The organism is Hyalangium versicolor, assembly GCF_020103695.1.
GTDB classification, from domain to species: domain Bacteria; phylum Myxococcota; class Myxococcia; order Myxococcales; family Myxococcaceae; genus Hyalangium; species Hyalangium versicolor.
In genome coordinates this window covers 113,071-125,419 of record NZ_JAHXBF010000027.1, presented here as the reverse complement: position 1 = coordinate 125,419, position 12,349 = coordinate 113,071, and the positions used below count along the sequence as shown (strand labels likewise).

Below are 12,349 nucleotides of genomic sequence, written 5' to 3'. Positions count from 1 at the left end.
CCTTGTGACCTTCAACGCCGCGTGCCGAGCCACTTTACGATGGCCGGATCTCGGTGATCGAAGAAGCTGCTGGTCTTGGTGTCGAGCGCGACGATCGCCTCCATCTCGGCCGCGTCGAGCTCGAAGTCGAACACCGCGAGGTTCTCCGCCATGCGCTCCTTGCGAACAGACTTCGGAATCACGACGACGCCCCGCTGAACGAGCCACCGCAAGCTCACCTGCGCGATGCTCTTGCCGTGCTTCGCGCTGATGGAGCGGAGCAGCTCGTTCTTGAAGATGTCGTGCTTCCCTTCAGCGAAGGGCGCCCACGCCTCGGGCTGCACGCCGTTCTCCTTGAGAAACGCCTGCGTCGCGATCTGCTGGTTGAACGGGTGCATCTCGATCTGGTTCACCGCAGGCGGGACCTCGTTGTAGACGATCAGGTCCATCACGCGGTCGGGGTGGAAGTTGCTGACGCCGATGGCGCGGATGCGGCCTTCACGGTGAAGCTCCTGCATCGCGCGCCAGGAGCCGTGCACATCACCGTAGGGCTGGTGGATCAAGTAGAGGTCGAGGACGTCGAGGCCGAGCAGCTTCATCGAGCGGTCGAAGGCCCGCTTCGTCTTCTCGTAGCCGGTGTCCGAGGCCCACAGCTTCGTCGTGATGAAGAGCTCAGCACGCGCGAGCCCGCTCTTGCGCAGCGCGTCCCCGACGGCTTGCTCGTTCTGATACGAGGCTGCTGTGTCAATGAGCCGGTAGCCGACGCCGAGCGCGTCCTCGACGGCGCGCTGGCACTCCGCGAGGTCGGTCACTTGGAACACGCCGAAACCAAGGAGGGGCATCTCTACCCCGTTGTTCAGAGTCACGTGGTTCACGGTCGTTTGTCCTTTCTCATGGCCCATGAACGACGCGCGCGGTCATGTTACGCGAATGAGCGCGACGCCCGAGCGCAGGTCGACTGCGTTTCCGTACCCATGGCCGAGCTGCCGCTTCGTCATCTCGCTCATGCCAGCAAGATACGTCCGGCCCTCTGAACTCGAAACCGGCATGAACTGCATGCGGGGTTTAGAAAAACTTTACGTTGCTCCGCCCGCCCGGCCAGCCTTCACCTGCTCGCGAGCGATCTCGACGAACGCCTTGAGCGCGGGCGAGACCTGCGACCGCTTCGGGAAGTACAGGTAGAGGCCCGGCACCTCGGGTGTGTACGGCTCGAGGACGACGCGCAGGCGCCCGGACGTGAGGTCGCTCTCGACGCGGTTCTCGAGTGAGTAGAACAATCCCACGCCCGCGACAGCCATCGTGCGCATCAGCTCTGCATCGTTCGTCGTCACCGGTCCGCGAACCGGTACGCGGTAGGTCTTCTTGCCACGCTCGAGCTCCCACGCCCACGGCTCTCCGCTGGGGGACCGGCGGATGCAGATGCAGTCATGCTGGAGGAGATCCTGGGGCTTCTGTGGCACGCCCTTTCGCTCGAAGTACGACGGCGCGCCGACCACCACCAAGCGCGTCGGGCCCGACAGGCGGACGTGGACCATGTCGCGATCGATCGACTCGATGAGCCGCATGCCGGCGTCGAACTCGCCGGCCACGGTGTTCACGAAGCGGTCGTCGACATGGACCTCCACGCCCACCTTCGGGTAGCGCGCAATGAAGCGCGGGAGCAGATCCGCGAGGACCATCGAGACCGATGCGCTGGGTACGCTGAGGCGCACGCGGCCCGTCACCTCGCCTCGCTTGGCCCGCACGGTCTTCAGCGACTCGAGCGCTTGATCGAGGGCAGGTCCGGCGTTGTCGAGCAGGCGATGGCCGGCGTCGGTCAGGGCGACACTCCGCGAGGTGCGCGTCAGCAACGTGACCCCGAGCCTCTCCTCAAGCTGTCGGACCGCCTGGCTGAGCGCCGACGTCGACACGCCGAGGTCCCGCGCCGCCGCCGCGTAGCTGAGGCGCCGAGCGACGACGATGAAGGCGTTAAGCGCGTTGAGCAGTGTGGAGGCCATCGTGAAGGTTCTCTACACGCAAGCTCCGCTCAGAGCCAGCGCTGGAGATAGTCGCTGGTCGCTGGCGTGGTGATGGCTTCTTCCAGCGCGATCTTTCGCCGAAGCTCTCACGCCGGTTGAGGCACTTTGTATCCCCAATGATTGGTAGTAGCGTCGCCCCGCATGCGCGGCGATGACGAGGCCTTCGCGTTGCTGGCGGAGGCACTGACCACGCGGTCCGGCGGCAAGCGCGAGCGCATGCTGCTCGTTGACGCGCTGCGCTGGCTGAGAGGCGCAGCGGGGGCGAATCTCCTGCTCGGTCGCCACCATCTCTCACCCGGGCTCGACATCCGATCGGCAGAGGACGTCATCGATTATCTGTAGAGGTTGAACGGTGGCCAGCGAATACCAAAGGTCAACACGGCTTGAAGGGGACAACATGACGAGGCGAAACTGGGCATTGATCGGCCGACTGCTGCTCAGTGGTACCGCGGTGGTCCTGGTCATTGGGGCCTACCTCGCGGATTGGAACGCGACCCACCTTTACAACCCCCGCTGGCCTCCGCACGCGAAATTCCACAGTGGGCAAACGCTGGCGATGGCGGTGGTGCTTGCCGCCTGTGGGGTGTTCTTCGTGTGGCGGAAGAAGGGAGACCTGCACACCAACATACTCGCGGGTGCGATGTTCCTTGCGACCTACTGGCTCACGCAAGCCGCTGCCTGTTTCTATCCCGGCGTGGCTTTCAAGGATCCCGAATTCCTGAACCCGGGACAGTCGCTCACTGATGTTCCACCCCAGCTCATCACGGATGTGATTTTCTGCATCATCATCGGGGTCAGCACCGCGCTCGTCTGGCGAATGGACGAACACCGCCCCTGAGCGTTCGTATTCAGCGCCCGGACTCCTCGCGCTGGAGAGGGAGCTCGATGGTGAAGGTGGCGCCCTGGCCCCGTCCGGCGCTCGCCACGGAGAGCCGCCCCCGCAGCTCCTGCGCAGCCAGGGCGCTGATGTGCAGGCCGAAGCCGTGCCCCGTCTTCTTCGTGGTGAAGCCCTGAGAGAAGATGCGCGTCAGGTTCTCGGGCTCGACTCCCACTCCGTTGTCCGCCACCTCGATGAGCAGCCTCTCCTCCTTCTCATCGAGGCCCACGCTGATCCTCAGGTACTTGTCCGGCGCATCGCTCTCCACCAGCGCGTGCCTGGCATTGCTCAGCAGGTTGAGGAGGATCTGCAGCAGCTTGTACCGATCCACCTCAATGGGAGGCACCTCCGCGTAGTCGCGCCACACGACGATGCCCATCTGCTCGAAGGAGCCGGCGTCCAGACGCAGCGCGTCGTCGATGAGTTGGGGCACCAGGATCCGCTCCACCACTCCACCGTAGCGGGCGTGCTCCTGCTGCATGAGGACGATGGACTTGATGTGGTCCACACTCTTGCCGACCGCCTGCATCTCCTCCAGGAGCGCATCTCGCTCGGACGACAGTTGGGCCGACAGCGCGCGGATGTAGATGGGTAGCTTGACGCCGCGGGAGTCGGCGGTGAGAAAGGACGCGAGGTCCGTGGAATGCTCGTCCAGCATCTCGCTGACCTCACTCAGCATGGAGAGCCGGGACACGCGCAGCCGGTCCGTGACGAGCCCCACCGAGATGTTGAGGCTGTTGAGCGTGTTGCCCACGTTGTGCAGCACGCCCGTGGCGATCTCCGTCATCCCCGCCTGGCGCGAGACGTCCAGCAGCGTGCGGTGCAGCTCTCCCAGCTTGGCCTCGGCCTCCTTGCGAGCCTGGATGTCCCGCTCGAGCGCGGCATGCGTGGAGGCATGCGCGCTGCTGTACAGCCCCCCCACCGCCCACCCCGCCAGGATGCAGAGCGCGGAGATGATGTGGAGCCCCCACCGATGCCCCTCCGTCATGACGAGGGGCTCGACGCCCCGGAGCTGAATCCAGAGCGGGCAGATGACTCCGACAACCAGAAGGACGGGGATGAGGATGACCAGGCCCAGGCGCGGCCCCAGCAGGTATTCCGACAGGATCGTGATCAACATCATTGCCGCGCTGGCGGCGAGATAGCCGTCGCCCTCGTAGAGCGAGACCAGGCTGATCGTGGACGCCATCATCGCGCTCAGGAACAGCGCTGGGAGACGGGACGAGGAGACCCTGCCCAAGCTCAACAGGGTGCACACATAGCCGGCCAGGGTGCCGATGGACCCCACGACGTAGCCCGTGGGCAGCTCTCCGATGAGGCTGGTGATCAAGATCAGCGTGGCGAGCACGATCAAGGCGATGACCATGCCAGCGACGACCCGGGCTCGGCCGAGCTCCCCGGGCGGTCCACGACGCAGCGCCTCCGAGAGAAAGCCATCCAACCACGGGAAGATGCGCCAGGCTGGCGTCTCCACAGGAACGTGCGCACCGGGCTCCGCGGACCCGCCCCCCTGGCTGGAAGTGCTCGACATGCCAGCGCCATTCTGGACGGAAACGCCTCCACTTACGACGCGAGTATCCGTACCCAGAGGTACAGCCTCCCAGCGAGCGAGCGGTGGGATGGGCCGCTCCCGACCGTCCGCTCGCGGGAAACGTCAGTCCCCCCCGCCGCTTGTCGCTAGAGCGGCTCCAGCCTCCTGCCTCCAGGGTGGCCCGGACCGCGCACCCGGGCTCAGCGCAAGCACGGGGACTCCAGGGCCATCCCCACGGGCACCGGTGACGCCACCGTCCTACGTCGCGGCCGTGGGCCGTGATCACCGGAAAAAGCTGTGCCCCATTCGATTCGCGATCGATGAACCTTTATGGGATGAAGATGCGCTGCCCTAGCGAGAGCATGTCTGGGTTCTTGATGCTCGGGTTGGCCGCCAGGATTTGGTCCACCGTCACATGGGCGCGGCTGGCGATAGAGGTCAGCGTGTCTCCTGAAGCCACCGTGTAGTTCGAGCCGTGCGCAATCTCGCTCCCCTGGCTCGGGGTGGCGACTCCCGTCGCGGGGCTCGGGCTGTTGCTGCCCCCCAGATTCGGGTCGTACACCGACACGCTGTCGGGCAACACCGGCTGCCCGTTCGCGTCCGCGGCGATCGTGAACGTCCTCAGCGAGCGATCGTCATTCCCGCTGCCGCTCGCGTTCGCCTCACTGATGGTGAGGGTGTAGGAGACCACCTTGCCCGTCGGATCACCCGGAGGATCGTAGTTGCGCTGCACGTCCTCGACGTAGGCCACGTGCCCGTCCCTGCCGACCTTGCCGCCCAGCGTGCCGTCAGCGGGGCCAGGCTGCCAGATCATCAGCGAGCCCTCCGTCGGCACGCGGCTGTTGCCCGGAATCTCCGAGGCCGAGAGGTAGTGGTTGTCCGTCTGCTGCGACGCCAGCGACTCGATGAGCGGTCCGAACTGCGGCATGTCGTGGATGTAACCCACACACTGCGTGTAGTTATTGAGCGAGTTCGTGCCGCTCGGGTCCGAGTAGCTCCGGTGCGGATCATGCGCGGCCGTGTTGTTCATCTGGAAGCTTGGGTCGTTCGCGTGCGTCGGGTTGGGCCCCAACGCTGGGTTCTGCGGGCCCGTGCTCGGGGCGGGCGTGTTCACGGCCGGCGCCGTGCTCGGCGGCGCCAGCGGGACGAAGCCCACCCCAGGAGGCATCACCACCTTGCCCTGGGCGTCCAGCGGCAGATCGATGTCGCGGTAGGGGACTCCGCCCACCTGCCCATCCTGCGAGTCCCAGTTGCGCTCCGAGACGCGGACGGTGACCGAGCCGTACGGGTTCTGCGCATCGGCGGGGTGCGGCGTGACGCTCTCGACGACGGCGACATGCCCGGCGCCGTCCGCCTTGCCGGTCGAGCCGTCGTAGACGCCGGCGTTCGGCCCCCACACCATGACGTCTCCCCCCTGGGGCACGGCGGTGGAGAGGGCGGGCTGCTGTCCGCGCGCGAGCTGGTTGAGCGCCACCTGCACCTGGCTCGCGCCCGTCGCGCCGTACCGCTCGTAGGCCGCGTGCAGCGCGTGCTCGTACTCGTTCTGATCATTGTAGGGGTTGCTGTTCCCACCGTTGCCCGCGCGTGACACGGACTGGGGCGCTCCATCCAGATTCAGGCCCCGCTTGGCAGCGCTCGGGGTGAACTGGCTGCTGGAGGAGAATCCCGTCCCCCGCGAGGGAGCGCCCTGCTGCGGTCCGGAATTGCGGGCCGGCTTCTGCTCCACCTGCGGCGAGGACACCCGCCGCGGCGAGTCAGAGTTGATCCTGGAAGTCATGACATGCTCCTGTCTGAATACATTGACCCTGCTCGGCTACTCGATTTCGAGCCTCGCTGGAGTGACAGGGCGGGCCGTCAGCCGTTGCAAAAAAGATCGATGATTCTTCCCAGGGGGATGGGTGCGACAAGTGCCGACAGCTCCTGGCCGCGACGACTGGGCGCACTGCTCAGGCGGCCCCTGTCAGAGGTCCTCCCCCGAGAAGGACGCGGACCGCATCCACGTGCTCCACGCGGCGCGGGTGGAAGAGGAGAATGAGCCAGCTCCAGGTAGATGGCCTGGCGCTGGCCATGACCGTGCTCATGCCTCACGTGGTCGTCCGGGCTGTCGAGCTCCTCGACGGTGACACCAGCAAGCCCTTGAACCCCGGCCCCCATGTGCCGGATGTCCTCAACCTGTTCTTCACGCTCCTGGAGCGGGAGTTCATCCAAAGGTAGGATTTCCGGCCATGTTGAAGTGTGAAGGCGCGTCGGGCCGCATGTGGAGAGAGGACGGAGTCCATGAAGTGCAGCGGAAAACTCGGTGAGCCTTGTAACAACGAGGCGACGGTCTTCTTGCTGGCGTTTGGCAACAAGAGGAGCCCCTACTGCGACCTGCACAAGGGAAGCCAGAAGGTCTATCCCATTGAGCTGTATGGAGAGAGCAAGGAAGCGCTCCTGTCGTACAAGCCCCCGCCGAAGGCCACATCGAAGAATCCCACGGGCTGGCGCCTCGAGACGCGCCCACCGTCGCAGAAGCTGATCGCGCTGAAGGACATGGTGCCGCTGTCGGGCCCCTTCCCAGTCTCCAAGCAGTTCGTCCCGACCTGGCATGTGCCCTTCGAAGCCTGGCACATCGAAGACATGATCTACCCGCGCTACACCGCCATGGTCATGCGCGCGGGCCTGTTCGCGACCTGGATCCAGACCATCAGCAAGAAATACGAGATCGAGCTGCACACGTACTCGTTCGAGGCGCTGGGTTGGAACAGGGATCCGCTCCTGCGGACCATGAAGGGCCCCTCTCTGACTTCCAATTCACCTCGACCTTTGGCACGACCATCCAGGACAAAAAGAACGTGCTCGGAGGGGTCCGGAACTCGAATGTGATTGCCGGCCTCTGTGGGGCGGACTTTGGCGCTCCGACATTCTTCGGCGTGCACAACGAACCCGTGGCTGGCGGCAACATCATCACCGCGCGCAACAACAAGGATCGGCTGAAGTTCATCGTTGGCGAAATCGGTGTGTTTTCCGTTTGGTACAACGATTCTTTCGGCGCCCAGATGCCCATCAAGGAGCAGAGCGTGGGGCCGAAGAAGCTGCAGTCGCGCGCCGCGAAATACAACTATTCTCCCGAACAGTATCTGTTGTGGAAGAACGCCAAATACCGCATTCGCGAGCTGTTGCTGACCCCCGAGGCCTTCAAGCAAGAGGGAGACGAGGAGACACCAGACAAGTCCGTGCTCTTCGTTCCCCAGTGGGCCTACCACATCGATCTGCAGATGCTGTATGTCGGCAAGGGAAGGGTGGTCCTGCACAGCTTCAAGAAGCAGCGGGAGTTGATCGAGTCATTCTTCTTCAAGCCCTCCGCGGACCGCACGCTGCTGCGTGATAGCGCCATCGCCCTGGAGCAGAAGTACGGCGAGATCAACCGCAAGGCCAAAGAGACGCTCGAGAAGCATGGCTTCGAGGTCATCGAGGTCGCGGGAGTCCTTCCAACCGGGGTCGATGATGGACACGTCAAGTGCACGAAGCCGAACTACTATTTCTGCTTCATGAATGGCATCGCACTGTTTCCGGACAAGGTCCTGGTTCCCCATCATCTGGAGACCGAGCGCGAGTTCGTCAGCTTCGCCTACGAACTCTTCATGGACGAACTCCGCAGCGTGGGGATCGAGACCGTCCCCATCGGCAATCATCTCAAGGCGGCGGGCAAGTTCGTGACGGATTTCATGCTCCGGGAGGAGGGAGGGTTGCGGTGCAAGACGACCACCCTGCCTCGGGAGTCCCTGGCGGCACTGAGGTAGAGGATGCACACTGGGCCGAGCCGGTGGAGTTCCCGGCTCGGGGCGGCGCGGCGCCACGTTGAGGGTGAAGGTCCTCTCCAGTGTTGGCACCGCCGAGGTCGGGCCCGGCGGAATGGCGCGGATCCGCAGGGTCAGCTTCGTCTGATCCGGCCAGAGGCTGACCTGGGCTGTGGCGGGCTCCCCCCTACCACTTCGAAGGCCACCCGCGTTCCCTGCGTGGGCGTGCCGTCGTTCGCCGCGCTCACGGTGAGCTGAAGCCGATTCTCCTGTCCCGCCCTGGGTTGCAGTGTATCCGCGGCATGAACCTCGTCTGGCATGAGCTCGGAGAGCCGCGCAGAGTGGGGCGATGGACGCGAGGCCCTCACAACCAGCGCTATCGGGACGATCCGTTCGCCGCAGCTTCCTGTTCCGGCGACGGGACGAGAGGCGGCGGGGCAGTGAGAGGACTGATCTCCGCAGCAAGTCGCTGGCTGTCGGGGTGCGCCCGGGTGCTGGCCCAGTAACGGGGGGCCAGTTCCAGGTAGCGCTCCAGCGCCCGCACAGAGCGCCCCGAGCCGAGCGGTCACGGAGCGTCGCGCCCGCCGATCTGCGGGAAGCGCGCGTAGACCCGTTTGAGCGCGTCCAGGTGGCCGGGGTTGTCGAGATCAAGCGGCGTAGCCGTGAGCTGCACGACCCACCCACCCGACGACGTGCGCCGCGCCCGCGAGAGGAGGTCGGCGTCGCGGGCCGGGTCCGGGAACCCGATGGCCTTCGCGGCAGCAGCAGACCAGTGGTTCAGCCACCCAAGGTAAGCGGGAATCTCGGGCGAGCGGAGGTGATGGAATAGCTTCAGTGCGGGCAACCCCCGGAGTGGGGACGGCGGGCCTTGCAGCGTGGGTGCTGTCTGATACGCGATGTCTAGCGCAGCGGCGTCTGGCGTCGCCCCCCCCCAGAACGCGCGCGCACCCTCCGCCACGCTCTCAAGCAACGCCGCCGCTGCCGCGATAACCGCCGCATCTAGCGGCAACTTCGCATGGACTTCAAACAGGGGCTGACCGCCTGGGCTGAGCAGTCCCGAATTTTCCATTCCAGAAACCGTCACGGGGTGACTCTTGTCCCCGTTGCACACAATAGGGAATTCCCCGTCCTCAATGTTTTCCAAGAGCCATGCATCGCGCTGTGGCAATGGGATGGGGCGCCCGCTGTCTGAGAGCCGCCACTTCAGCCGCAAGCCGGGGAGCGCCTTTTCCATTCCATGGATGACGTCAACCGCGCGGCCGTCTTTGCTCACGAGCGCAGGCGCATAGGTGATAAGGTGGAGGGTTGTTTGCTGAGTCATCGTGTGCATCCCGTGACGACGATTGTGAGGAACCGATCCTCTTTCAGCAGAGCGGCTTTGTGCGCTTGGGTGCTCACCCCGACGACGAAGTCATATCCACAGGCCACGGCGATGGCTCGCTCCTTTCTGAGTTGCTTGAGTTCCTTCTTGATCTCCATCTCCTGGACGAAGGAATTATATTTATCAAATTGATGAGTCTTGATCTCCCACAGCACGCGCACACCGACTTGCAACGCATCGAAGCGTGTTCCTCCCACACTCACGTCCATGCCGGGATAACGGTTGGGCGGAAACTTGTCGGCGCACTCGTTATGCGGATCATCTCTGGATGCGCGCGGCACCGGGATGGCCTCGCACTCCGGACGGCGCGGGTTGGAGTCTGGTACTGGGAAGAAATCTTCAGTGGGCGACGTCTCTGGCTTTGGTGTTCGGTTCGTTAACGGTTCCTCAGCGGGTCTCGGTTGCGTCTTGAGCTTCGCACGCTCGCGGGATGCATTCCGTTGGTAAGCATCAATCCCCTCTTGGATCGCGGCTGCCACCACCACCGCGCCAACAACAATCACTGCACCGACGACGATCTCGGGTGCCGCAAAGACACAGAGGGCCACGACCGCGGGAGCGGCGGCATCCGCGTAGGCGACAGCGCATCTTTTGGTGACATCCCGGAACCTGACCCTGTCGCGCTCAAGAGCGTGAAAGCACCGCTCCGCCAGGAGTGGCCATTCGTTGGAGGCTTCTCGCACCACGCACTGCCCGTCATCCGTCCAGGGGTACAGCGCCGCACGCTGAAGATTGGTGAGTCTCGGATGCGGAGCCGTCAACTCTCCCGCGCGCGGGTCCATCGTGGCGCAGGCGGAGAGTAGAAGTAGAAGCAGCGGGGCACTGCACGTTCGAAGGCGCATGGCCACGTCCTTTCAAGCAGGCGCGGGATGTCACACTGTGGGCACGGTCTCAACTCGAGCCGCACGCGCCCTGTGCCACTTCCGAACCCTGGAGTCCGCAGGCCTCGGGGGGGATGACTGCTGCCATCACCTCGGTGACTCCAGTCCCAGAGGGGAAGGCGCTGGCACACTTCATGCTCCTGGGTATTGCCTTCCCCCACCCGTGTCCGCACTGCACGGGAAAGCGCCAGGAGTCCGTCATGACCGTGATTTCCAACCCCAGCGCCACTCGTTTCGCTCGCGTGAACACGGAGCCTGCCGGAGGCACCGGCGCCCAGCCCGAACTCCAGCGCACCCTGGCCACTTCCCCGTCCACTCCTGGCCTCGCCCACGCAACGGACTCCTTCTCGAAGGTGGGCTCGTTGACACCGGGCCTCGATGCGCAGGCCTCGAGCGGCAGCATGCTGAACCGGCTCAAGGCGCTCGCCGGGCTGAGCGGCGGCGCTCCCGGCATCGCGGCTCCTGATCAGGCCCTGCTGGAGGGACTCCGGAACACCGCGAGGGGACCCGTGGATGCAGGTCGCGTCTCCACCGCCGCCGGCCAGGGGCTGGGCAAGGTGACTCAGTCCGGCATCGCCTCCCTCGGCACTCCGGCCGAGCTGAGCAAGGCCATCACCCAGGCCGTGGCTGACGCCATGCGCAACGGCCCCCAGTTGCGCGGCGTGGAGTCCCTGGCGCCCATCGCGAAGCCCCAGGGTCCCTGGGCCTCTCTCCCCATCGCTCCCCGGATCGGCACGGTCGTCCCGACGGGCACCGCCGCCCCCGGAGCCGTGGGCGAGCCCCTCCAGAGCGTCTTCTAGCCCGATCTCCCCACCCGCTCGCGAGAACAACACCATGGATCCCCTCAACGTGACCGAGCTGAGTGAAAAGAGCCGTCTGCCCGAGGTGCGGGCGCCCTCCCTGGAGGGGCTCTCCGTCACCCTCCCCTCCCCCCGAGGCTTCACGGCGGACGATGTCCGGCAGCGCTTCCTCGAGCTGGCCCGCGCCCACGCAACCGAGCGCTACCGCACCCCCACGGAGGCCATCGTCCACGGGGACGAGGTGCTGCTGGACCTGGCGGCCTACTCCAACGGCCGGCTCATCCCCTTCAGCGTCCGCAAGGGCGTGTGGCTCACCCACGACAACGAGCCGACGCTGCCCGGCCTGTACGCAGCGCTCATCGGCCACAAGCCCAACGAGGGGCTGGTGGTGGACATCCCCCTGCCGCCGGACTACCCACTGCCGGCGCTGCGCCGCCGCCCGGCGCGCTTCCTGATCCACATCCAGGCCGCACGCGAGGTGACGTACCCCTCGCTGGAGAGCCCCGAGTTCCTCCACGCCTTCGGCCGGGGCCAGACGGTGGCGGAGGCCACGCGCACCATCGTCGAGCAGATGGTGGCCGAGGCCGCGGACTTCCTGCTGCTCGAGGGCCAACAGCGCATCCTCGAGGAGCTGGCCTCACGCACCCGGGTGCGCATCCCCGCCGAACTCATCGACGAGGAGATCCGCCGCTGCTGGAATGCCAGCGAGGGCCATGCCGTCCGCGAGTTGGAGTTCTCCGAGCAGGAGCAGCGCGAGTCCCTGGACTCCTGGCTGCGGGACGAGACGACCCGGACCCAGGTAGAGCAGCGGCTCCGGCTGGCCCTGGCCCTGGGCGCCATCTGCCGGCAGGAGGGGCTCACCCTCACCCAGGAGCGGGTGGAGCGGCTGCTCCGAGAGCGCGCCGCCGCCGCCGGGCTGACGCTGGAGCAGGTGGCCGAGTCCCTGCGCACCGAGCCCGAGCACCTGGCCTACATCGATCAGGTGGCCTGGCACCTGATGGCCGTCGAGTACGTCATGAGCCGGGCCCAGCTTCGCTTCGAGGAGCCCTGATCCCGGCCGGGTGGTGACAGCTGTCACCCCTCCGAGCACGGGAGTCACCAGA

The 12,349-nt window shown here is 65.6% G+C and carries 13 protein-coding genes; 7 read left to right on the top strand and 6 right to left on the bottom strand.

The window, feature by feature from the left end; genetic code table 11:
• Nucleotides 1-11 precede the first annotated feature (11 nt).
• Complete coding sequence (locus tag KY501_RS41990; protein WP_224369675.1) at nucleotides 12-854, bottom strand: aldo/keto reductase; 843 nt, start codon at nucleotides 852-854, stop codon at nucleotides 12-14.
• A gap of 201 nt (nucleotides 855-1,055) precedes the next feature.
• Nucleotides 1,056-1,976 (bottom strand): LysR family transcriptional regulator, encoded by a 921-nt coding sequence (locus tag KY501_RS41985; protein WP_224369674.1) that lies wholly within the window; start codon nucleotides 1,974-1,976, stop codon nucleotides 1,056-1,058.
• A 162-nt stretch (nucleotides 1,977-2,138) separates the two neighbouring features.
• Here KY501_RS41985 and KY501_RS41980 point away from each other — a divergent pair, with 162 nt between their 5' ends.
• On the top strand, nucleotides 2,139-2,339 hold the full coding sequence (locus KY501_RS41980) for a hypothetical protein (RefSeq protein WP_224369673.1): 201 nt from the start codon (nucleotides 2,139-2,141) through the stop codon (nucleotides 2,337-2,339).
• 10 nt (nucleotides 2,340-2,349) lie between these two features.
• Nucleotides 2,350-2,835 carry a DUF6640 family protein gene (locus tag KY501_RS41975; protein ID WP_224369672.1) on the top strand — a complete coding sequence of 162 codons (486 nt, stop codon included), beginning with the start codon at nucleotides 2,350-2,352 and terminating at the stop codon, nucleotides 2,833-2,835.
• Between the two features lie 10 nt (nucleotides 2,836-2,845).
• Here the strand turns inward: KY501_RS41975 and KY501_RS41970 are convergent, their stop codons facing one another.
• The gene (locus KY501_RS41970) at nucleotides 2,846-4,405 is read right to left on the bottom strand and encodes a sensor histidine kinase (RefSeq protein WP_224369670.1); all 1,560 of its coding nucleotides are present in this window, start codon (nucleotides 4,403-4,405) and stop codon (nucleotides 2,846-2,848) included.
• Between the two features lie 328 nt (nucleotides 4,406-4,733).
• Nucleotides 4,734-6,182 (bottom strand): LysM peptidoglycan-binding domain-containing protein, encoded by a 1,449-nt coding sequence (locus KY501_RS41965; protein ID WP_224369668.1) that lies wholly within the window; start codon nucleotides 6,180-6,182, stop codon nucleotides 4,734-4,736.
• 254 nt (nucleotides 6,183-6,436) lie between these two features.
• Between KY501_RS41965 and KY501_RS41960 the strand changes: the two genes are divergently transcribed.
• The 3 genes from KY501_RS41960 (at nucleotide 6,437) to KY501_RS41950 (ending at nucleotide 8,187) form a co-directional block, all read left to right on the top strand.
• Nucleotides 6,437-6,619, top strand: a complete 183-nt coding sequence (locus tag KY501_RS41960; protein ID WP_224369667.1) for a hypothetical protein — start codon at nucleotides 6,437-6,439, stop codon at nucleotides 6,617-6,619.
• 63 nt (nucleotides 6,620-6,682) lie between these two features.
• Nucleotides 6,683-7,270: a hypothetical protein gene (locus tag KY501_RS41955; RefSeq protein ID WP_224369665.1), complete on the top strand. Its 588-nt coding sequence runs from the start codon at nucleotides 6,683-6,685 to the stop codon at nucleotides 7,268-7,270.
• Complete coding sequence (locus tag KY501_RS41950; RefSeq protein WP_224369663.1) at nucleotides 7,240-8,187, top strand: hypothetical protein; 948 nt, start codon at nucleotides 7,240-7,242, stop codon at nucleotides 8,185-8,187. The genes KY501_RS41955 and KY501_RS41950 overlap by 31 nt, the downstream gene beginning before the upstream one ends.
• A 562-nt stretch (nucleotides 8,188-8,749) precedes the next feature.
• Here KY501_RS41950 and KY501_RS41945 read toward each other — a convergent pair.
• On the bottom strand, nucleotides 8,750-9,505 hold the full coding sequence (locus KY501_RS41945) for a DUF5953 family protein (RefSeq protein ID WP_224369661.1): 756 nt from the start codon (nucleotides 9,503-9,505) through the stop codon (nucleotides 8,750-8,752).
• A complete protein-coding gene (locus tag KY501_RS41940) occupies nucleotides 9,502-10,407 on the bottom strand; it encodes a DUF6310 domain-containing protein (protein WP_224369659.1) in 906 nt (301 codons plus the stop codon). The genes KY501_RS41945 and KY501_RS41940 overlap by 4 nt, the downstream gene beginning before the upstream one ends.
• Before the next feature lie 239 nt (nucleotides 10,408-10,646).
• Here KY501_RS41940 and KY501_RS41935 point away from each other — a divergent pair, with 239 nt between their 5' ends.
• The gene (locus tag KY501_RS41935; RefSeq protein WP_224369658.1) at nucleotides 10,647-11,246 is read left to right on the top strand and encodes a hypothetical protein; all 600 of its coding nucleotides are present in this window, start codon (nucleotides 10,647-10,649) and stop codon (nucleotides 11,244-11,246) included.
• Between the two features lie 34 nt (nucleotides 11,247-11,280).
• Complete coding sequence (locus KY501_RS41930) at nucleotides 11,281-12,297, top strand: trigger factor (RefSeq protein WP_224369656.1); 1,017 nt, start codon at nucleotides 11,281-11,283, stop codon at nucleotides 12,295-12,297.
• Nucleotides 12,298-12,349 lie beyond the last annotated feature (52 nt).

Bases quoted from the DNA above. Each gene is read 5' to 3' on its own strand.
- KY501_RS41985 (WP_224369674.1), bottom strand. From the start codon at position 1,976: ATGGCCTCCACACTGCTCAACGCGCTTAACGCCTTCATCGTCGTCGCT.
- KY501_RS41980 (WP_224369673.1), top strand. From the start codon at position 2,139: ATGCGCGGCGATGACGAGGCCTTCGCGTTGCTGGCGGAGGCACTGACC.
- KY501_RS41970 (WP_224369670.1), bottom strand. From the start codon at position 4,405: ATGTCGAGCACTTCCAGCCAGGGGGGCGGGTCCGCGGAGCCCGGTGCG.
- KY501_RS41965 (WP_224369668.1), bottom strand. From the start codon at position 6,182: ATGACTTCCAGGATCAACTCTGACTCGCCGCGGCGGGTGTCCTCGCCG.
- KY501_RS41960 (WP_224369667.1), top strand. From the start codon at position 6,437: ATGAGCCAGCTCCAGGTAGATGGCCTGGCGCTGGCCATGACCGTGCTC.
- KY501_RS41955 (WP_224369665.1), top strand. From the start codon at position 6,683: ATGAAGTGCAGCGGAAAACTCGGTGAGCCTTGTAACAACGAGGCGACG.
- KY501_RS41945 (WP_224369661.1), bottom strand. From the start codon at position 9,505: ATGACTCAGCAAACAACCCTCCACCTTATCACCTATGCGCCTGCGCTC.
- KY501_RS41940 (WP_224369659.1), bottom strand. From the start codon at position 10,407: ATGCGCCTTCGAACGTGCAGTGCCCCGCTGCTTCTACTTCTACTCTCC.
- KY501_RS41935 (WP_224369658.1), top strand. From the start codon at position 10,647: ATGACCGTGATTTCCAACCCCAGCGCCACTCGTTTCGCTCGCGTGAAC.
- KY501_RS41930 (WP_224369656.1), top strand. From the start codon at position 11,281: ATGGATCCCCTCAACGTGACCGAGCTGAGTGAAAAGAGCCGTCTGCCC.